Below are 22,662 nucleotides of genomic sequence, written 5' to 3' on the forward strand. Positions count from 1 at the left end.
GATGATCGTATTAGTAAGCATTTAATCTAAATGGCAGTTACACAGAATCTGGGATGGTCTCTAAGTGCTATTAGACAGTTGAATCTATCACTGTTTAATTCGATTAACTCTCCAATTATCAATGCCTTCAATTCATAGCTATGTTTATCAGTCTCGCTGATTTTGGAATGAAAGTCAGACTCTCGCTCTGTTATTCTATATTCTCTTTTTAGTAATTCAAAAGCATCATCTATTCCACAAGCGTGAATCTGATAGCTACCCTGCAATAGCTCTTTAGATTCATGATATATAAATGACTGCCAATCTAAATAAGCGCTTCCTAATTCAGGACTTAATATCAAGAAGTCATTCTGTATAGTTTTCTCAAATTTCAAATAACTTTCGTATATTTTTATATAATGCTTATGAATCAATGTCTTCTTAGTATTCTCATTAATGTCAGCACTTTCAACAGCTCCTGAATATGCTGTATCAAATTTAGAAGATTGGAAACCAATAGAGGCGAGTTCGTTATAAGTGTCTATTTTCCTCTCAAATAATTTTTGATACCCATTGTTTGATATTTGATTAAAGTTATCCTTTTTTCGATTATGCTCATCAACCCAAGATTTACCGAGAAAACCTATTAATGCTGTTAGTAACGGTAATATCATATTTTGAAGGTCTATCATTACTTTCTCTCTCTCCTGTACTAAGCTTTAGTATAGAATATTTTTGTACACATGTGCCTTACATATGGTACTTGAGCCATGCTGGTTAAGACTTGAGTGAAAAATTGAAATAGATGATATACCCTAACCAAAAAAAGACCACCCCCTAAAGAGTAGCCTTTTATCAACGATTAGCCAGTTTGTATCAGCTTACTTCTTTCATCGCTTGTTCAAGCATCGGCTTCAAGAATATACCCGTGTACGATTCTTTAACTTCCGCCACTTGCTCTGGCGTGCCTTCCGCGATGATCGGTCCGCCACCTTTACCACCTTCAGGGCCAAGATCAATCACCCAATCCACCGTTTTGATGACATCCAAGTTATGCTCGATGACCACGATGGTATTACCTTTATCACGTAGGGCATGCAGGATATTGAGCAGCTTATCGATATCATGGAAATGCAAGCCAGTAGTTGGCTCATCCAAGATATAAAGCGTCTGTCCCGTATCGCGTTTGGCAAGCTCACGCGCCAGTTTGACACGCTGCGCTTCACCGCCAGATAGCGTTGGTGCAGACTGACCCAAGCGAATATAGCTTAGACCAACATCCATGAGTGCTTGCAGGCGACGATAACAAAGATAGTTTCAAGAGTAATTATTTGGAAGGGTTAAATAAAGTTGGAATTAATATGACTGACATCAAAGATATAATATGTGTAATGAGTGCTAGTAGACCTCCTAGCTTAGAACAAACATATGAAGTAACCGAGGCTATAGAGGATGACTATGCTATTTTTGTACTACAACTATGAAGCTTACTCAAGATTTAGCTATTTTTGAAGACCCAAGCATAATAAGTGTCAATGTCGTCGTAAGTATGCATTCTTAAGATAAATAATTAGTACATAAGTTGATCTGCGTTCAAAGTCGACGTTAAGAGTTGGCTGGTAGAACTTGTAGAAAAAGTAAGAGCTTCATTAAGAATAATGAAGCTCTTGATTATAAGTTAGCTTACTGAATAGATTTAATTGCTTGTAGAAGGGTACACAAGTGCTGATGTCTTGTTTGCTACCGTTTTTAACCATTCATCAAACCCTTTCTGGTTAATATATCCAGATTGAGTTTCATTAGCATAACCTACTCCATATCTACGACCATGAGCTGGTACACCATTGTCGTTTAAAGTAATCGCTGTATTGTAAGATTTATCCGTCACACTATCAAAAGATAATGCTGGGAACAATAAAATTCTCTTACCATTAATCACAGTTAAATATTCTGTGACTGCTTTACTTGGTCCAGTAGTATCAATATCTTTGGCACAGTTAGAGTCTAATGAATATAAGGTTGCTCCCAGCTGAGTATTATTAAATACAAGTCCCGTTCTACCGAAGCCTGACTCTGCTTTAAATGCGCAAACAACCTTTTCTGTCGTTGAATGAGCAGCGCGATAGGCTTCGATGTTTTGATAAGATGAATCATCATTTGATGTAGATGCTGCTTGTGACGAATAAACTTTGGCATCATCAAAATAGTAATATTCGCCCTCTGAGATTCCTGAATCAATTCTAAAGCTTTTAACAGAGCTGCTATAAGTTCCCGCATTAGGACGCTTGGGATCGATCATAGTATTACTCAAGCTTTTGTCAGAAACACTGAATTTGTAAGTCGTATTATTTAAGTATTTAGCAGTAAATCCATCAGGAGTAGATGTCCAAATAGAATTTTCTGAATCGAATCTTTTAGTACTTAAGACACTACCATCTGAGTAAAGATCACCATAACCCATAAAACCAAATATTCGTTGTCTAGGATTTATACTCAAAGAGCTCCACTTTTTATCGACAGGTAAATACACCCAAGCGTCTTGATGGATCTTGTTATTTGAGTCTATCCACACACGAATAAAGCTTGGACAAGCTGTATCACTAGAACTAGGGCAATTTACTTCATCACCAAGTAAATTAACAAGTCTTGGAAGATAAATACCGTTAGTAAGGGAAACCGCTCCTGAATTCGTATGTTTAAACGGAAGCTTATTAGAATTTGATTCTACAAGATCGGGAATATTTACAGAAAGCGGTAGTTTAAAAGCTGGGGTCGGATCAGGTGTTGGTTTTGGATCAGGTGTTGGTTTTGGATCAGGTGTTGGTTTTGGATCAGGCGTTGGTTTTGGATCAGGCGTTGGTTCTGGATTAGGTGTTGGTTCTGGATTAGGTGTTGGTTTTGGATCAGGCGTTGGTTTTGGATCAGGCGTTGGTTTTGGATCAGGCGTTGGTTTTGGATTAGGTGTTGGTTGTGGATTAGGTGTTGGTTGTGAATCTGGTGCTGGATTCTGTGTAGTAGTCTGAGTAGGCGTTGATGAAGAGTCATCACCTCCACATGCAGTCAATAATAGTGTGCATGAAATAGCACTAATAGCTAGTGATAAACGTTTTTTCGAATTCATTATTTAAATGCCTAAAGTGAGTTTTCGCGTAATATAATGTAAACATTATGTCTAAAAAGTAAACATATGTAAATATTATCATAGTACTTAATCACTAACCACCTTTTTAGGAATTGTATGAAAAAGTGTATCAATTCATATTCGTCTTGTTTTGTACTGTTAAGGATGAATTAAAGACTTTGAAAGAAGACACTGGTAGTGCTCCGCTTTATATATCTTTAAATCGTTCAAATAAAAGAGAGTCACTAAAAAAATTAGCTCGCATACCAGTGACGTGGATACAATCAAATAGTAAGTTTAGTCTAATAAACCTAAAACCCAACAAAAAAGGCCACCCCCTAAAGAATAGCCTTTCAATTACTATCTAACTATTAGCTAGCTCACTTCTTTCATACCTTGCTCTAGCATTGGCTTTAAGAATATACCCGTGTATGACTCTTTGACTTCTGCCACTTCCTCAGGCGTGCCTTCCGCAATGATCAGTCCGCCACCTTTACCACCTTCAGGGCCAAGATCAATCACCCAATCCGCCGTTTTGATGACATCCAAGTTATGCTCGATGACGACGATGGTATTACCTTTATCTCGTAGCGCATGCAGGATATTGAGCAGCTTATCGATATCATGGAAATGCAAACCAGTGGTTGGCTCATCCAAGATATAGAGCGTCTGTCCCGTATCACGTTTGGCAAGCTCACGCGCTAACTTAACACGCTGCGCTTCACCACCTGATAGCGTCGGTGCAGACTGACCCAAGCGAATATAGCTTAGACCAACATCCATCAATGCTTGCAGGCGACGATAAATCGCTGGAATGGCTGAGAAGAACTCAGTGGCATCTTCGACCGTCATATCAAGCACGTCAGCGATGGTTTTGCCTTTATAGTGAATCTCTAAAGTCTCGCGGTTATAGCGCTTGCCTTCACAAGTGTCACATGGCACATACATATCAGGTAAGAAATGCATTTCAACCTTGATGAGACCATCGCCTTGACACATCTCACAGCGTCCGCCTTTTACGTTGAAGCTAAAGCGACCCGCTTTATAGCCACGGGCGCGTGCTTCTTGGGTTTGTGCAAACATCTCACGTACTGGGGTAAAGACACCAGTATACGTCGCTGGATTTGAGCGCGGCGTACGACCAATCGGGCTTTGATCGATATCGACCATTTTATCCAAATGCTCAAGTCCGCTGATGCTGTCATGCTTATCCGCGATGAGCGTTGAAGCATTGTTTAACTGAGTCGCGGCAAGTGGCATTAAAGTACGGTTAATCAAGGTCGATTTACCAGAACCTGAAACACCCGTGATACAGGTCATGATACCGATTGGTAAAGATAAATCAACATCGTGTAAGTTATTACCAGACGCACCTTTTAGCTCAATGGTCATCGGTACTTTTTTCGGTTTGGCTTTACCTTTTTCCTCAACCTCTATCGTTTTGGCTTTATGACGAATCGCTGGAATCTCGATTCTTTTCTTACCAGACATATATTGTCCAGTCAGCGATTCTTTATTGGCCATGATGTCATCGACCGTACCTTGAGCGATGATATGACCGCCATGTACGCCTGCACCGACACCTATATCGATAACGTGATCCGCTTGGCGAATGGCGTCTTCATCGTGCTCAACGACCAATACCGTGTTGCCCAAATCACGCAAGCGCGTTAAGGTTTTTAATAGACGATCGTTATCACGCTGATGTAGACCGATTGATGGCTCATCAAGCACATACATCACGCCCATCAGACCCGCGCCAATTTGGCTAGCAAGACGAATACGTTGTGCTTCACCGCCCGATAGCGTTTCAGCAGAGCGGGCAAGGGATAGATAATCAAGTCCGACACTGACGAGGAAGTTTAGACGCTCATTAATCTCTTTAAAGATTTTTTCCGCGACTTCACCTTTATGACCACCAATTTTTAGTGTTTTATAATAGTCAGCCGCATCACCGATAGACATTTTGACGATTTCAGCAATGGTGTGCTCATCGACACGGACATTGCGTGAAATTTCATTGAGACGCGCACCATCACAGACGTTACAAGTGGTATCAGCCAAATATTTGGCTAGCTCGTCACGGACGAGATTGCTTTGCGTTTTAGCATAACGACGCTCCAGATAAGGCAGTACACCTTCAAATGGTACGGTCTTATTGGTCTTGCGACCGCGCTCATCGGTAAAGTTAAAGGTCAGCTTCTCTTTACCAGAGCCATTCATAATAAGGTCTTGCTGTTCTTTTGGTAAATCTTGCCACGGTGCATCCATGTCAATTTTGAAATGATTGCAAACGGTTGAAAGCAAACCAAAGTAATAGGCATGACGCTTATCCCAGCCATTAATTGCGCCTTGATTGAGCGATTTTTCATGATGGGTAATCAGTTTCTCAGCAGAGAAATACTGACGTTTGCCGAGACCATCACAGCTTGGGCAAGCGCCATATGGATTGTTAAAACTGAACATGCGCGGCTCAAGCTCAGAGACGGCACGATCACAAACAGGGCAAGAATGCTTGGCTGACATCACTTGGTTTTCATCGCCGCCTTCTTTTGGATTGCCATCCATAAAGTGTAGCGTCACCAAACCTTGACCTAAGCGTAGAGCAGTCTCCAAACTTTCAGCGACGCGGTTGCCCAAATCATCACGGACTTTAAAGCGGTCGACCACCACTTCGATGGTGTGTTTTTTCTTTTTGTCTAGCGTTGGTAGCTCATCAGTGTCATATACATCACCATCGACGCGCACACGGACAAAGCCTTGACCAATCAGCTGCTCAAGCAAGACCGTATGCTCACCTTTACGCTCACGAATGACGGGTGCCAAAATCATGATTTTGGTGTCATCTGGTAGTGCCATGACTTGATCAACCATCTCAGTCACCGACTGCGCGACCATTGGCTCGCCATGCTCAGGACAAAACGGCGTACCAATACGTGCATAAAGCAGGCGCAGATAGTCATAAATTTCGGTAATCGTCCCTACCGTAGAGCGCGGGTTATGGTTGGTTGATTTTTGCTCGATAGCAATCGCAGGGGATAGACCCTCGATACTATCGACGTCAGGCTTCTCCATTTGCGAGAGGAACTGACGCGCATACGCCGACAAGCTCTCGACATAACGACGTTGCCCTTCGGCATACAAGGTATCGAATGCCAATGAAGATTTACCAGAACCTGATAAGCCAGTAATGACCACGAATTTATCTCGTGGAATGTCTAAGTCGACATTTTTTAAATTATGAGTACGTGCGCCGCGTATTGCGATATGGTCATGTGCCATCGGTGATAGGTTTCCTATTTGCTAAAATGGTATTTAAAAAAGATGGTCGTCGTTCAATAATAATATGAGTAACTAATATGAGTAACTAATGACTATGGGTAATTTAAGGTGAGTTTATGGGTTAAACAAAAGCGTGGATAGTTCTCAAATGCATATCGTTTGATAAAAGTTAAGCGTTGTATCGAACAATATGAATAACTGTTTTTATTTTGTGCTTTGTTTTGACTTTAATAAGCAAATCTAAATCAAATCAGTGTTAACTAATAGGGAGGGTTTGTTATAAATTTATCCAAGCTGTATCAGTTCAAGCTGTGTCACTTTAGGATATGCCTTTTTATAAGGACATGCGTCATAAGTGCTGTTTAGGCAACAATGTCTGCGCTGCCTTGCTTTATTGTCATGATGGAGGGATTATTCAAGGTATGGTGACCCATCAGATGCACTTGGTAACAAAATTATGGTGTCACTCCTACAGGTAAGTGCAGGAATGGTCAAAGGAAGCGTAAAAAGACAAAAGTCTCGGCAACCTGATGGCGAATGTCTTATACTAGTGGGCTTAATTTATAGCTAAAGCCTTGATAGAGTCACAATAGTATAAGCAGCGCAGTAGTGACAAATCAGCAATGACGAACCAGTGAGGCAAGTATGAATAGCGTAGAAAAACGGGCAATTCTCGGGGTCGGTGGTATATTTGCCTTGCGGATGATTGGTTTGTTTATGATTGTGCCCGTATTTTCTGTGTATGGCGACAATTATGCGCATGCGACACCGTTTCTAATTGGCTTAGCGGTCGGTATTTATGGGCTAGGGCAAGCAATCTTTCAGATACCGATGAGTCTTGCTGCTGATAAGTTTCCACGTAAGCCGATTATCTTTTTGGGTCTGGTGCTATTTGCTCTCGGCGGTATCATCGCTGCCAATGCCACGGATATTTATGAAGTTATTATCGGTCGGGCGCTGGCAGGTAGTGGCGCGGTCTCTGCGGTATTGATGGCGCTACTCGCTGATGTAACGCGCGAAGAGATGCGCACCAAAGCGATGGCAACGATGGGCTTAACCATTGCGACTTCTATCATGTTGGCATTTGCTTTCGGTCCGCTATTGGTCGGTTCGCTTGGTATTTCTGGGTTATTTTGGTTGACCTCAGGGTTTGCTATTCTAGCGATGCTGCTGCTTTTTTTCGTACCGACGCCGCTACGAGTGCTCAAGCATAACTTAGATAATAAATCGATTGGTCAGCAGTTAGCGACGGTACTAAAAATCGGCGATTTAAACCGCTTGCATATCGGTATCTTTGCCCTTCATCTGACCATGACGGCGATATTTGTCATATTGCCGCATCAGCTCAATGACGTAATGGGTCTATCCGTACGTCAGCAGGGTTTAGTCTATTTGCCATTGCTATTTATTGGCTTTGCCGTCGCGATACCATTCATTATCATTGCCGAAAAGAAACGCAAAATGCGTCAAGTATTCTTGGGTGCGATTGCCTTGATGACCGTCGCCTTAGCAGTGCTAGCATTGGGTAGTCAGGTCGGCGTCGGTATTATTTTAGGGTTGCTGTTGTACTTTATGGGCTTTAACCTGCTTGAAGCAACGATTCCTTCGTGGATATCCAAACGCGCACCAGTTGCCAATAAAGCCACGGCTATGGGGCTGAATTCTTCCAGTCAGTTCTTTGGTGCGTTTGTGGGCGGGGCAATGGGTGGCTTGTTATTGAGTCAGCCTAATCTGCTGGCGTGGGGGATATTGGCTATCATTATGGGCATTTCGTTGCTACTTATTATCCCGATTTCTGATCCACCGTATTTATCAAGTACGACCGTTACGATTCCCAAAAACATCAACATACAAGATTGGTCGCGGCAAGTGCTAGCAGTAGACGGCGTTGATGAACTGGTGGTCATGGCAAAAGAACAAGTGGCTTATTTAAAGCTGGATAAGACCCAATTGACAGAGGATTCACGGCAGCAGCTATCGAGCTTGGCGCAAAGTCCATTAGATCTTTAATAGATTAACTATGCAACAATCTAAAGGTTATAGAAATAAGCCTAAATGGGCAAAACTGAGTAAACAATAACCGCGTAGACAGACCCTAATAAGTGAAAACTAAAAATTCATCTCTGTTTAAAAGGAATTAATATGAGTCAGTTTAAAATGCCGTTGAATGGTGCTTTTTTTGGTAAAGATGTTGCTCCCCGAGCAATGGTCAAGCTGGCGATGGGTTTTGGGCTATCAGCCACGCTTTTGACCTCTGGCTGCGCCACCCAAAATATTCAGGCTTATCAAAACACCACACCAACGCTTGATATGCATGAATTTTTCTCCGGTCAGATTGATGGCTGGGGCATGTTTCAAGGTCGCAATGGCGAGGTCAAAAAACGCTTTTACGTCGATATTGATGCCACTCACGAAGGCGATAATGTCATTGTATTGGATGAGAAGTTTGACTGGGCAGATGGCACAAAATCGCAGCGTATATGGCGACTGACCAAGCAAATGGATGGTAGTTGGAAAGGTACGGCAGGTGACGTCATTGGCGAGGCGACAGGGGAAGTGGTTGGCAATACCTTGCATTGGAATTACGTATTAGAGTTGCCCGTTGAGGACAAGACTTACAAAGTGAATTTTGATGATTGGATGTATCTTATTAATGACGATGTCATGCTCAATCGTTCAGTCATGAAAAAGTTTGGCGTAGAGCTGGGTAGTGTCACTCTCAGTATGCATCGTAATAATAAATAATCGTTGGCGTTACTGATATTCTATGGTGTTTTTCAGGGCTCTAAGGAGTCCTTTCTATTTATAATCCTCGCTAAGATGTTGATACTTCAAAATAATGGATAGTATTGCACAGAGGGAAGCTGATTTTTAATAGTGATAAAGACAAAGCCTCAACACTGCACGACGTAGCATGTCGTTTGCTGTATACAGTGACTAGATATTTTAAAAGAAAATAGTTAAAGTAAAGCCATATTACTGATAGAATTAATGGTTTATATTAAAGACTCGATTAAAGCTCGTAATTAAATTATTCATAAGTAAGAGGACGGAACTATGCGCGGAGTTAATAAAGTTATCATCATCGGTAACCTTGGAGCAGACCCTGAGGCACGTCAATTTAGTAACGGCGGTAGCGTGACCAATATCTCGGTTGCGACGTCAGAGCAGTGGACAGACAAGCAAAGCGGTGAAAAGAAAGAAGCCACCGAATGGCATCGTATTTCACTCTTTAATCGTCTAGGCGAAATCGCTGCGCAGTATCTGCGTAAAGGCAGTAAGGTCTATATCGAAGGCAGTTTGCGTACCCGAAAATATCAAGATCCCAATGGTCAAGACCGCTATATTACTGAGATTCGCGCTGAGCAAATGCAAATGCTGGATGGCGCAACGGGTGGTCAGGATAATGGCGGCTTCAGTAATAATAACCAAGGTGGCCAAAATCAAGGCTACGGCAACCAAGGCGGTCAAAGTAACCAGAATAATTTTGGTCAGCAAGCAAACAGTCAGCCTGCTCAGCAAGGTGGTTATAACCAATCTAGCGGTGGTCAAAACAGCTTCAACAATAATCAAGGTGCACCTGCTCAGCAGAATCAGTTTAATCAACCTGCTCAAAAGCCTGCACAATCAAAGCCGACAGCAATGCCAGATGGTCCTGTCGATGATGATATTCCATTCTAGGATATACCTTAGAGGAATACGTAAATAAAGAATGTTGATTAAGTTAGATAGAGCCTATGTGAATAGGCTCTTTTTTTATGGAGAAAATAAAGTAAGCGTAAATAGTTAATGAAGAAAATACTTATAATTTAACAATTACTTTATTGCTCTCGATAATGTTATACAGCATAAAAAAGTGAATTTGAAATACGATAGAATAAGAAAAACTCCTCATTTCTGTTAGCAATGTATCTGCTTGTTTATCATATCAACCATATCTATAAACGAAATTATTCATGGTTGTTTTTATTTTTTTTCGCTAGAGCTTATTCAAATGACCACTTATATCCTATATCAACCGTTCATTCTATTAGATTTCGCTAATACTAACGCTTCATTAAATGTGTTGATATAATAAAAAGTCGCCAATGATTTAGCAAAAATTACACCTTAAATCTTTTAAAAAAAATAGTTTTGAAAGAATTTATAAAAGTTCAAGGTAGGGTGGATTTATAGCCCAAAGTATCAAAAATTATTTAGGCAGCACCGTATTGTGGTCGTGTTTGCTTAAGTATCAGCGTTAGGTTTATCAGATGAATAATAGCGATGTATTTCGAAAAAGCGACTTGGGTCGAGAAGAAATTAAGACGCAAAGTCTAGGTGTGTTGCCGCGAGAGGCGAGAACATTGTTAATCATGATTGATGGCAAAAAGACTTATCAACAGTATCTTGATTCGCTTGATAACAGTAAGATGTTCGCTGAGTTTGGCGGGATAGCACCTCTGATTGAGTTGTTACAAGAGTTTCAGTGTATTGAGTTGATAGCAGATGATAATGCCAGCGTTACAAGTCAATCGTATGTATCTTCGCAACCAGCGGCACCACGTACTGTCACTGAGCAGCAAGTGGCTGAAATACAGCCCACGACGCCAGCTAATGAAGACAGCAAAGCATTTCAGTCTCAATCTATTCAATCGCAGAGCAATAGTGCCGCTGAGTTTGATGCTACCTTTAACGATAAGCCAAAAAAGGCAGCTTCCTTTACTGGCTATTTTAAGCGCAAAGCCGCTGATGTTAATTTTGAGACATTAAAGTCAGAATTGGCGACTTATATCGAAAAAAATGCACCATCTGAAGATGTATGGGGTTACCTGCTAAATCTGGAGCAGTGTACCGATGCCCCGCAATTATTGGCTCTCATACAAAAGATCCAGCGCTCTACCAGTGGTGGTTTATCGCAGGGTGTGGGTGAGTTTTCCAAAAGAATCAAACTCTAAATTTTACTCACTCATCGTAGCGATGCATTTGGCTATTGCTTACAAGAAAATTTAAATAATTTATCGGAGTGCGTTATGGACGTCGCTGAGCTGTCAGAAAAGAACCAGTCAAATATGCTACATGGCGAGCATATTATTACACGTTTGACCTATATTAGCCGTTATAACAAAGACAACCCTAATGGGGAGGTCACGCGTATCCTAGCGCAAGCGCAACAGAATAATGAGCATAATGGCATTACAGGTGCATTGGTATTCAATCACAATTACTTTCTTCAAAGCATTGAAGGAGCGAGACCTGTCATTAATGAGCTATTACGCAAGCTTGTAAAAGACGAGCGGCATTTTTCCCTACAGATTATTGAATGTCGCGAGATTGAGCAGCGCCACTGGAATAAGTGGTCGATGAAATATCTTATCCCAAGTGATGAGAATAAAGGACTGGCGCTTAAATTTTCGACAAGCACTCAGTTCAATCCTTATCTGATGAGCGCCAACCAAATCATGATGCTGATTGATACATTGTCAGAACTTCAAGAGCAAGAAGAAAAAGAGGCTTCTACCAAGAAGAAGTCTTGGTTTGCTATCAGCTAATTGACGTTTATAAAGGTGCCAACACCCTATCACATTGCATAAGAGACCAGAGATGACATCATCAACTTCAGATGCGCATATTTTAATGAGTATGACGTACGTGAGCCGTGCAAACCCAGATGTATCAGCGAAAGACTTTAATGAGATTTTGCAGCAAGCCCAAGCCAATAATGCGGCAAATGGCATCACGGGTATGTTGACCTTTAATAAAGACTATTTTTTACAAACGGTCGAAGGACCTAGAGCACAGATTAATCGTTTATTGTACGCTCTCATTGCCGATCAGCGTCATCACGATTTACAGGTGATTGAAACACGTGAGCTCAAGCATAGAAAATGGGCAAAATGGTCAATGAACTATGCTTCTCCAACCGAATCTAACGCCGCGATTTATCTCAAATACTCTACGACAGTTGATTTCAATCCGTATTTATTAAGTGCCGAATCCGCTCTGGATTTGATGACTGAGCTTAGTGCACAACGGGCTTAGTCTGTTGAATTAACATCGAATAATAAGCAGTATGGTACTTAAGTAATATGGCACTTAAGCAGTTCAAAATAAAAAAGGGACATTAAAAATGGCGTTTTGCTGATATAAATTTTTCTCGCATGCCTAAGTCGTGCCCTCGATTTGAACAGAAGCGACTATCTGAAGGTTTATTGTTTGTAGCATTAATACGCTTACCTGTATTGAGTGGATTGACTAATGTTGTTTAATTACAGCTTTTTATAATATTATTATTTACCGGCTTTATTCCTAAGTTGGTCCAAATAAAGGTTTTTTAAGTGGATAAAAGATATAGCATTAAATTAGGCTAATTATTGGCTATTTCGTATGATATAGTCCGATGACTATAAAGTTATTACGATGATTATTTTGGTGACTGTGTTGACATAAAACTTATGATTGGTTTTATTGTATTGATATTGTTGCATATTGACTACAAAGTTCATTAATTCCCTATTGTTATGAATACTGTTTTTGTTTATATTGTCCCTACTTATTAATGCCACTGGTAATAGCTTATCAACGTCACTAATAATAACGTTTTGATAAGCAATAAATGAAATTGACTATTAAATTTCGTATTACTACTTATTATTTGTGAATTGGCACTCTTTAGCGCTTAATAAATAGTATTATATTTATTAGGTTTATATCCCTTATATAAAAGTTGGATTTATTATGAACAACAATACTGCCCTTGATTTAGACAGTTTAAACGTCGATGAGCTACGTGCCATCACTGAAAACGCCCAACAGTTAATTGCCAAAAAGCAACATCAGCGTTTGTATGATGCTTATATGCAGTTTGAAAAAATTGCCGAAGAGAGTAATAGCACCATCGAAGAGATTTTAAAGGCTGGTGAGACGTTAGAGAAAAAGCGTAACATCAAGTATCGCAACACCGATAATAATGAAGAAACATGGACGGGTCGCGGTCGCAAGCCACTATGGTTGGTTGATGCGCTAGCAGCAGGTCGTGACATTGAAGATTTCGCTATTTAATCTGTCAAGATTCGAGTAGCAATGCTAGGCATTACTTTGTCCTTATGACTTTCATAACGATTGAGTCAAAAGTGCATTAGTAGACAGAAGTCAGTATCTTTATTGCCAATATTTTGGTAAAAAGATACTGGCTTTTTTTCTGTCATCTGTATGCTATTGTTTGTTATGATAATGACGTTTTTACCTTATATAAGAGTTGTGTAACCGTGGCCCAAGTCTCTGCGTCGTCTCATAAGCGTCCCCGTAAGCTGTGGTGGCTATTTGGGTTTATATTATTTGCGCTATTTGCCTTATTGCAAATGCCCGCGTCGTGGCTACTTGAAAAATATGCACCTAATAATCCTTATGTGCAGCACGTGTCGGGCAACTTATGGCAAGGCTCAGCGATTTGGCAGCTGCCTTTGTCAGCAAAGCCATTGACAGGTGCGGCGAATTGGTCGTGGCAGCCGTGGCAATTATTTTTGGGTAAGTTGGGTGCAGAAGTCGATATCACGACAGAGCAGACCAGATTAAACGGTCAAATAAAACTGGGCACCAGCGCATGGCAGATCGATGATATGAGCGGCAAGATTGCGCCGGAAACATTGGCCAGTGTGGTCGATTGGCAGCTGCCCAACACACCGATTCAAGTCAATGCGGTATCGTTAAAACGGCAGACCGGTTCGGATAGTGACTCCAATAAAAAGTCTTCTGGTTTCAGTGAAGCCGAGGGTCAGTTGACTTGGGTCGGCGGTGAAGTAGGTTATCCGAGTGGTGGTAAGGTTTTTTATATCACTATGCCAGCGATGCGTGCCGAGCTTAGTACGGAACAAAAAAATGATAAAAATCTGCTGCACGTTAATTTATTAAATAATCAAGATAAGCGCTTAGGGGATCTGTATGTCGATGGCGATAATATGCTAGATGTTAGCTTGACCCAGCGTTTATTAGAAAATATGCCTGAATACAAAGGACAAGCCCCGCAAGATACGCCCGTTGTCAGTGTGCGCCAGCCATTGCTAGCCGGTTTGGGGACGCGCTAGATGTCTACTGCTACCTTAAAACCCATCATCAATGTTCTCAATCGCTGCGCTGGTTGGCTGCTACTATTAGCAATTGCTTGGCTGTGCTGGACGGCGGCACGGCTATTGTGGTTGTTGCTAGCGGCACCTTTGGCACCAGCTTTACCGCTAGCTCCTCTACAAAACGCTAATACATCTGGCGATGATTACAGTGGTCTGTTTGCCATTTTTGCTGACCCTGATCCTGTCGCCGCGGCGGTACAGCCACCCCCTAATATTGGCTTAAAAGGGGTTTTGCTAGCTGTGCCAGAGAGTATGTCGTCCGCCTTATTAGACGTCAATGGCGAGGTCAAAAATTATCGCATCGGTGACAGTCTAAAAGACAGTGACTATACTCTGATCGCTGTCGACTGGAATGCCGTCATCATCGCCGATGCCCGTGATCAGCAAACGGTCATTAGAATGGCAGAGGCGATGGCACTCGACCAAAGCGATATGCTAGCAGGTGCCGTCAGCAATCAGCGTTTGCCAAACAGCAACGCATTGCCCAGTGCCCCAATGCCAGCACAAGACAATACTGAGTCCACAGCAGAGACGACTCCTGAGAGCAGCCCGCAATCTGCTATTGATGAGGCCATCACGTCACTGAAAGAAAATCCAGCCAGTTATCTGAGCAGGATGGGTGTCATGGCATCAGGCGAAAACTATCAGGTAACGGCGGCGATGCCTTCAAAACTACGCAATCGTCTAGGACTAGAGCCGGGTGATCAGGTCTTGACCGTTAATGGTCAAAGTGTGGGCAATAATCCTAGCCAAGATGCTGGTATCCTGCAACAAGTACAGCAAGCAGGCGAAGCACAAATAGAAGTCAAACGTGGCGAGCAAGTGATTACGATTCGCCAGCAATTTTAGGCAAGCAATTTTTTAGTAAGCTCTTTCTTATTAGGCCGTTTTAAGTAAATAATGACCATCTGGTTGGGGCTATGGTAGCAACACGCCAGCTGACAATATTCAGTACATACTAAGCGACATCACTGTAGGTAATTATCAATATGGTACGTTCTCATAAATTTTCAGTCACGCCTTTGCACCATACCTTACAGCGCTTGATGCGCCTATGCCGTCCTCTTTGCCTAGCAGTACCGCTATGGGCGGCCAGTACAGGTCTTGTTAGTGCCGAGAGTTGGAAAGTCAACTTGCAAGATGCTGATATTAAAGCCTTTATTAATGAAGTGGCGACCATTACCGATCAAAACTTTGTCCTTGATCCACGTATCAATGGTAATGTGACGGTCATCTCCAATAAAGCTTTGTCTCGCGATGAGATTTATCAGCTGTTTTTGAGTGTGATGCAAGTCAATGGTATTGCCGCGATTGACTCAGGTACAACAGTTAAACTGGTGCCGGATAATGTCGCCAAGCAGTCTGGTGTGGCCGTCGATTTGCGCGGTGATAGTGTCGGTGAAGCACTGGCAACTCGGGTCATTTATTTAACCAATACTCAAGCGGCAGAGGTGTTGGGAGTCATACGACCACTCATGCCACAGTCTGCCCATGCTGCTGCTGTGCCTGGTGTTAATGCGTTGGTATTGTCAGATCGCGCTGATAGCTTGAATCAATTAACCGCGCTCATCCGCGATTTGGACAGCAACGTTAATGACAGTTTGCAAGTGATACCGCTTCGACATGTCGATGCAGAGCGAATGATGGAGTTGATCAGTGCTTTGGTGGCGAGTGCCGGTAGTGGGCAAGCACAAGGGGGCAATAATCAGCTGAAAGTCATTGCCGATACGTCCAGTGATAGGCTGCTGGTCAAAGGCAGCCCTGAAATGATTGCCAAAGTCCAAGAAATGGTCAATCAGTTGGATACCACGCCTACAAGACGCCTGAGTGGTTTGCGGGTTTTTAGATTGAAGTATGCCAGTGCTGGTCATATTGCAGATATGCTACGTGGCTTGCTAGCCAATCAATCTATCAATAGCGCTGGCGCGACCTCGACATTAGAGGCCGCCTCGCTAAATAATGCAAGTACGACAGGTGCATCGATTAATGGTGCAGCCAGTGATAGCATTGGTAATAGCAGTACAGCAGTAGTGCCTGCTAGCAGCGCAAGTGGAACAAGTACGGGGGTGGGCGGTCGGCCGTTCAGCATCATCGCTGATGAAACGCAAAATGCAGTGATCGTCAATGCCGCACCCGAGCTGATGTTTGAGATTGAAGACGCGGTCAGCCAATTAGACAGTCGCCGCGCACAAGTATTGATTCAAGCCGCTATTGTCGAAGTATCGGGCGATGATGCGACCCAACTGGGTGTGCAGTGGGCGCTGGGTAATGCCAACAGTGGTTATGGGGTAGTAAACTTTAACAATGTTGGTGCTAGTGCGACAACCCTTGCGGCTGCCGCCTTAGCAGGTACTGGTACGGCAGGTATCAGCGCTGCTGCCAGCTCTATCGCTGGTGCTTTGATAGGGATTGGAGACAGTCGAAAAGACAGTCAGGGTAATACTGAGTTTTATGGTGCCATCTTACAAGCACTGGATTCTTCCACTAGTGCCAATCTACTGTCTATGCCATCGATTTTGACATTGGACAATGAGAAGGCGAGTATTTTGGTTGGTCAAAACGTGCCTTTTGTGACTGGCTCTTTTACCACCAGTGGCAACAATTCAAACAATCCATTTCAAACGATTGATCGCCAAGATATTGGTATTAATCTCAATGTCATTCCGCATATTGGTGATAATGGCACAGTACGCTTGGAGGTATCGCAAGAAGTATCGTCAGTCGTGCCAGGTAGTACGGGTAATGCCAGTGGTTTGATTACCAATAAGAGCCTCATCAACACGACTATTCTAGCCGACGATCAACAGACCATCGCTCTAGGCGGTTTGATGCGCGATAACACCACGACGCGCCAACAAAAAGTGCCTGGTTTGGGCAATGTACCCTTTATTGGTCGATTGTTTCGTTCTGACAATGACAACACGCAAAAAAGCAACTTAATCATCTTTCTACAGCCGACTATCCTACGCGATGGCGGTGCAGTGGCGAGTGTGACTGAACGCAAGTTCAACCAAATGCGTGTCCTACAGCTGGTCATTGACAAAAACGGGACGATTAAGCAGTTGCCCTTAAGTGGGACAGAAGGCTGGGATGGCAATGTCGATGCAGATTACGAATTGATGCCACTCAATCCGCTCGTACCGAGGCGCAATCAAACACCAAAAGCTACGTCACAAGGTTTTACTAAAGTAGATAGTCCAAGTAGTGGTATCACGACTTATCCTCTCAAGCGTTAAACGCAAGCTCAATCAAGCTATCGTATCGTGCGGTTTTATTAGGGTCTGTTGAGCATTCAAATATTAGGACTGCTGATCGCTAAAATCGCATCAAACCTTTTATCAAATCAGGCGTAAACCGACGATAATGTCGAGACCTTAGCTAGGTTTATAACAACGTTTGGGGTGATTTTAGCATCAGCCTTTCAGGGCAGGACTATTTTTTGCCAATACATGGCGAAATTGTCTAACCTAGAATGACTAGGCGTCAAAAATTTCACTGCGTATTGTCTAAAAAATAGCCACTGCCAGTACCACATTTGAATGTTCAACAGACCCTAAAAATATGACACCGTACATAAGCTTGCGTATTCATAACACAGATAAACACAGCCATTACTATATCCCAGTATACTAAGTAATTTAGATATACCGAATATTGATAAAATAACGTTTTAGTGCACTCTAAAAGACAAACAAGCTGTAAAGGGGTGGAGGTGATGGCGCATCGTATTAGCAAAAAAAAATGGCTTATGTTAAGCGCAGTTGGTACGGCTTTATTACTAATACCGCGTCGTAGCAGCCGCCAAACAGGTAACAGTCGACAATCAGACAGTCACCCACAAAGCGAGATGAAAAAACAAAACGCATCACGATCATTTAGATGCTAAATGTGGACTTTTCTCATGGTGATTTAGCCTATTATGAATATTTTTACGAACAACGATTAAGTTTGGAACCTGTTAATGACTGCTCTTGACTCACTATATATCACGCCGCATTCATCATCTGCTTTGCCATTGATTGATACGCATACGCATTTTGATGCGCCAATTTTTGATGCGGATAGAGCAGTGCAAGTCGAGGCCGCTTATGAGCAAGGGGTGCGCCATCTTATGTTGGTGGGTTATTTATATGAGCATTTCGATCGTCTGTATGAGACTAAGCGTCTAATTAATGAAGGTTTTCAATCGATTACAGCGCAAGCAGCTATAGTGCAATCATCGATAATTAAGGCTGGCAACCAGCATAACTCGTCTCTAGATGCTCATATTGCGCTGGGTCTACATCCTTTTTATATCAAGCAGCATACAGAATCACATTTGGATAATATGGCAAAGATGCTCGCTGACGAGCGCCCATTAGCAATCGGTGAGATTGGCTTAGATACTTTTACAGATGAGATGAAACAGCCTGATATGCTGGCCAAGCAAGAGTATTTTTTTAAGGCACAATTGGATATGGCAGTGACCCATCAGCTACCGGTGATGCTGCATATCCGCAAAGCCCATGCTGAAGCGTTAGCCATATTGAAAGCGCATGATTATAATGCGCATGATTTGGGCGGGGTCGCGCATAGTTTTAGTGGTGGTGAGCAAGAGGCAAAGGCTTTTGTAAAACTAGGATTTAAGCTCGGAATTACTGGACAAGTCACCAATCCAAATGCTAAAAAACTGCGTCGCGCGATTCAAGTAGCCGTTGATAGTTATGGTTTTGAGTGCTTGGTGATTGAAACTGACTGTCCGGATATGACACCCATTATGTGTCAGCATTCAAACAATAGCCAGTCAGCGCTTGGGCAAAATTCAGACAATGGAAGGGATGATACTTCCGCTCATAATATAAACGTTCCCGCCAATTTGCCATGGGTGCTGCTGAGCCTGAGTGAGTTACTCGATGTACCGTCATATCGCCTTGCCGAGCAACTATGGCAAAATAGTTGCGATGCCCTACGTACTGACTGGCATTATCCTATACCGTCAAAAGGGTAACGGCTACTAACAGTAAAAAGTAACGTGATAGAGAATAAAATAAAAGCAACTTGAGTTACCACCTTTAAAAAGAGCGTTTAATCTGTTATGAGTGAAGCACAATTATTTGACCCGTCGTTTGTAGAGCCTAATACCGTTGAGCATTCTGTCGTTCATGACGATAGTGATAGCGCAAGTGAGCAATATGAGCGGCGTTTCCAAGGAACGCAAACCCTCTATGGTCGCTCAGCCGTTGATACTTTTGCGGCAGCACATGTGTATGTGATTGGCGTCGGGGGCGTTGGTTCTTGGGCAGCAGAGGCATTGGCTCGTACCGCAGTTGGCACTATTACTCTGATTGATTTGGATGTATTGGTGGCTTCTAATGTCAATCGGCAATTGCCAGCGTTAGACAGTACCTTTGGGCAAAGCAAAATTGCGGCGATGGGGCAACGGCTTGGTGAGATTAACCCCAAGGTCACCATCAATTTAATTGATGATTTCCTGACAGTCGATAATGTTGCCGCACTCCTGCCTAGCCGTGAAGAAGCAAAGGCTGCCATTGCTCAAGGTCATCCTATTGTCATTTTAGATTGTGTCGATGATATGCAGGCCAAACTTGCTATCGCCCTACATTGTCGTTTCAATAAATTAAAATTGGTCTGTGCAGGCGGTGCGGGTGGTAAGATAGACCCTAGTAAAATTACGGTAAGTGACTTGCGCGATAGCTATCAAGATCCACTACTGGCCAAGCTTCGCAATAAATTACGTCACGAAAAAGGCATTAATAGCGCTCTAAAAGAAAAATTCGGCATCAAATGCGTCTATTCTACAGAACCACCACGCGTCGATAAAAGCTGTCAAACGGGCGGTTTACATTGCGGCGGTTATGGTTCAGCAGTAGTAGTGACATCGGTCGTGGCAATGCTGATGGTGAGTGAAGCGTTACAATTGTTGATAAAGCAGACGAACGTCTGATTCTAATGAATGGAGTCCACCTTGACGATACCCAACTCACCTAAGCGCAGCTACCCAGTCGCCGCAGATGAAGTAGATCGTATTAGCAAGCTCAAAAAATATCAGGTGCTCAACCATAATGATGAGCCTGCTTTTTCTCGTCTGACTGAACTTGCTAAGTTGTTTTTTGACATGCCAGTTGTCACTATTACCTTTATGGATGAGGAGACTCAGTATCTAAAATCTGTACATGGGCTTGTTGATATATGTACGACGGCGCGTGAAGTGGCTATCTGTAACTATACCTTGCTGTCGGATGGGGTATTTGTGGTCGCAGATTTGTCAAAAGACAGTCGCTTTGATCAAAACCCATTGGTGACAGAATCTACCCATCTGCGCTTTTATGCGGGTGCTCCTATTATCATGCATGAAGACAATAAGACGTATCGTCTAGGCTCTTTCTGTCTGATGGATACAGAGCCTTATTATGGCTTTGATGCTAAGCAAGAAAAATTATTGGCCCAGTTCGCGATGATGGCTGCCGATGCTTTACAACTACAAGATAAACAACGTGTCGCCAAGCATGCTAATGAGATGAAATCGGACTTTTTGGCCAATATGAGCCATGAAATACGGACACCGATGAATGGCATTATCGGCATGGTAGAGATGCTTAGCGAGACCAAGCTCAGCCAAGAACAACAAGAGTATGTGGACAATATAAAAGTCTCAAATGAGCATTTACTAGCGATTATCAATGGTATTTTGGATTTATCGAAAGTTGAGTCTGGCAAAATGACCATTGATGCCATTCCGATGAACTTGTCCACCTTATGTAATGAAGTGGTCAGTCTCTTTGCTATTAAAGCTCGACAGCGCGGCTTGATTTTAGACTACCATTATATGGAATCACTATCGCCTTATGTGCAAGGAGATCCGGTACGTCTCAAACAAATCATGGTCAACCTTGTCAATAATGCCATCAAATTCACCCGTGAAGGTGGGCGAGTGAGTATCGATGTTAAGCACGTGCCCAATTGTTGCTATATCAATGACAAGTCTAAAAATGACAAGTCTAGAAATGATGAATCTGATGATGTTTTGACTGATGAGACCATTAGTGGTGACAGTATCATTGAAGAGAGCAATACCCAAGAAAACATGACCTTATATATTCAGGTCACCGATACAGGCGTCGGTATCAAGCCTGAATCAGTTGATGCGATATTTGATGCTTACAATCAAGCTGATAAATCGACCCATCGTCTGTATGGTGGTACAGGTCTTGGGTTGTCTGTGTGTAAATCTCTGGTGGATCTAATGGGTGGGGGCATTAATGTAGATAGTGTGGTCGGTGTCGGGACTACTTTTACGGTATTATTACCGCTACCTACTATCGGTGAGGAGCAGTACGAGAGCTGGCAAGATTCAAACGACTTTACTATGATAGTGCCCACTCAGGAGCGTTCTGGTCATATATTGTTAGTTGAAGATGACAGTGTCAACGCGACGATAGCCAAAAAAGCCCTGAATAATAGTGGTCATACGGTTACGCATGTCACCGATGGGCAGCAAGCGATTGAGACTTTTGCGTTGTACCCTGAGCGTTATGACCTCATTTTGATGGATCATCATATGCCGATTATGGATGGCGTACAGGCGACTATTAAGTTACACGAACTTTATGATCCTCAAGTACTGCCACCGATTATCGCTTTGACTGCTAATGCAATGGATGGCGAGCGCGAAAAATATCTCAATGTGGGCATGCAGGATTATTGCACCAAGCCCTTTAAACAAGAGCAGCTAAACGCCTTGGTACAATATTGGCTGATGCATAAGCAATCGTCAGCTGATTAAGAGAGTAAGGCAGACTTAATTTGCAAAGATATAGTCAGAGCTCTTTTAAACCGCTACGGTGTTACCCATCCTAGATGTACGCAGTGTACTATTTGCGGTTGGGCGCCTTGTAGCGATTCTAAAATTCCTTGACTATAGATCTACTAAATCTCACAAATGCATTCTTTATTGTGCTGATTGTTAAAAACGTTTTAGTGCTTGTTTATGATGTTTTTTCGATGGCTTTCTGACAAGTAATAAAAAAGCTTAACCATTTAATAATGGTTAAGCTTTTTTTATGCGTTACTAGGGCGTGTCCTCAATTCAATCGAGCATTCTCTAAATGCGCTAAAAATGGCTAAATTTTGCCAAACATCGTCAAATAGTTTATCAATATCTCGATATTATCTGCG

16 protein-coding genes and 1 pseudogene are annotated in these 22,662 nt (G+C 42.5%); 13 read left to right on the forward strand and 4 right to left on the reverse strand.

Features of this window, described 5'->3' with window-relative positions; translation table 11 throughout:
* Positions 1–26 precede the first annotated feature (26 nt).
* From IE130_RS00005 to uvrA, 4 genes and pseudogenes are all read right to left on the reverse strand, one after another.
* Positions 27–671: a hypothetical protein gene (locus IE130_RS00005; protein ID WP_189579856.1), complete on the reverse strand. Its 645-nt coding sequence runs from the start codon at positions 669–671 to the stop codon at positions 27–29.
* A 184-nt stretch (positions 672–855) separates the two neighbouring features.
* Positions 856–1,290 (reverse strand): annotated as a pseudogene (locus IE130_RS00010) (ATP-binding cassette domain-containing protein); the annotation flags it as partial.
* A gap of 385 nt (positions 1,291–1,675) precedes the next feature.
* Positions 1,676–3,100, reverse strand: a complete 1,425-nt coding sequence (locus tag IE130_RS00015; RefSeq protein WP_189579859.1) for a hypothetical protein — start codon at positions 3,098–3,100, stop codon at positions 1,676–1,678.
* Between the two features lie 375 nt (positions 3,101–3,475).
* Positions 3,476–6,382, reverse strand: coding sequence for an excinuclease ABC subunit UvrA (gene uvrA, locus IE130_RS00020; protein WP_189579862.1), 2,907 nt, complete (start codon positions 6,380–6,382; stop codon positions 3,476–3,478).
* A gap of 645 nt (positions 6,383–7,027) precedes the next feature.
* On the opposite strand from uvrA, the gene IE130_RS00025 reads away from it, so the two are divergent.
* The 13 genes from IE130_RS00025 to IE130_RS00085 all read left to right on the forward strand — a co-directional run bounded on the left by IE130_RS00025 (position 7,028) and on the right by IE130_RS00085 (position 22,270).
* Positions 7,028–8,392, forward strand: a complete 1,365-nt coding sequence (locus IE130_RS00025) for an MFS transporter (RefSeq protein WP_189579865.1) — start codon at positions 7,028–7,030, stop codon at positions 8,390–8,392.
* Positions 8,393–8,524: 132 nt separating this feature from the next.
* The gene (locus IE130_RS00030; RefSeq protein ID WP_227676089.1) at positions 8,525–9,127 is read left to right on the forward strand and encodes a DUF3833 domain-containing protein; all 603 of its coding nucleotides are present in this window, start codon (positions 8,525–8,527) and stop codon (positions 9,125–9,127) included.
* Positions 9,128–9,439: 312 nt separating this feature from the next.
* Positions 9,440–10,063, forward strand: coding sequence for a single-stranded DNA-binding protein (gene ssb / locus IE130_RS00035; RefSeq protein WP_189579868.1), 624 nt, complete (start codon positions 9,440–9,442; stop codon positions 10,061–10,063).
* 572 nt (positions 10,064–10,635) lie between these two features.
* Positions 10,636–11,319, forward strand: a complete 684-nt coding sequence (locus IE130_RS00040; protein WP_189579871.1) for a hypothetical protein — start codon at positions 10,636–10,638, stop codon at positions 11,317–11,319.
* Positions 11,320–11,394: 75 nt separating this feature from the next.
* Positions 11,395–11,913 carry a BLUF domain-containing protein gene (locus tag IE130_RS00045; protein ID WP_010201341.1) on the forward strand — a complete coding sequence of 173 codons (519 nt, stop codon included), beginning with the start codon at positions 11,395–11,397 and terminating at the stop codon, positions 11,911–11,913.
* Between the two features lie 52 nt (positions 11,914–11,965).
* Positions 11,966–12,403 carry a BLUF domain-containing protein gene (locus tag IE130_RS00050; RefSeq protein ID WP_189579874.1) on the forward strand — a complete coding sequence of 146 codons (438 nt, stop codon included), beginning with the start codon at positions 11,966–11,968 and terminating at the stop codon, positions 12,401–12,403.
* A gap of 696 nt (positions 12,404–13,099) precedes the next feature.
* Positions 13,100–13,423: an H-NS histone family protein gene (locus IE130_RS00055; protein ID WP_189579877.1), complete on the forward strand. Its 324-nt coding sequence runs from the start codon at positions 13,100–13,102 to the stop codon at positions 13,421–13,423.
* 206 nt (positions 13,424–13,629) lie between these two features.
* Entirely contained in the window at positions 13,630–14,445 is an 816-nt protein-coding gene (gspN, locus tag IE130_RS00060; RefSeq protein ID WP_189579879.1) for a type II secretion system protein N, read from the forward strand.
* Positions 14,446–15,336, forward strand: a complete 891-nt coding sequence (locus IE130_RS00065; protein ID WP_189579882.1) for a type II secretion system protein N — start codon at positions 14,446–14,448, stop codon at positions 15,334–15,336.
* A 140-nt stretch (positions 15,337–15,476) separates the two neighbouring features.
* The gene (gspD, locus tag IE130_RS00070; RefSeq protein WP_189579885.1) at positions 15,477–17,723 is read left to right on the forward strand and encodes a type II secretion system secretin GspD; all 2,247 of its coding nucleotides are present in this window, start codon (positions 15,477–15,479) and stop codon (positions 17,721–17,723) included.
* Between the two features lie 725 nt (positions 17,724–18,448).
* Positions 18,449–19,474, forward strand: a complete 1,026-nt coding sequence (locus IE130_RS00075; RefSeq protein ID WP_189579888.1) for a TatD family hydrolase — start codon at positions 18,449–18,451, stop codon at positions 19,472–19,474.
* Positions 19,475–19,561: 87 nt separating this feature from the next.
* Complete coding sequence (locus tag IE130_RS00080; RefSeq protein WP_189579891.1) at positions 19,562–20,431, forward strand: tRNA threonylcarbamoyladenosine dehydratase; 870 nt, start codon at positions 19,562–19,564, stop codon at positions 20,429–20,431.
* A gap of 21 nt (positions 20,432–20,452) precedes the next feature.
* Entirely contained in the window at positions 20,453–22,270 is a 1,818-nt protein-coding gene (locus IE130_RS00085) for a GAF domain-containing hybrid sensor histidine kinase/response regulator (RefSeq protein WP_227676090.1), read from the forward strand.
* Positions 22,271–22,662: the final 392 nt, after the last annotated feature.

This window comes from Psychrobacter glaciei (genome assembly GCF_014652895.1).
Taxonomy (GTDB): Bacteria; Pseudomonadota; Gammaproteobacteria; order Pseudomonadales; family Moraxellaceae; genus Psychrobacter; species Psychrobacter glaciei.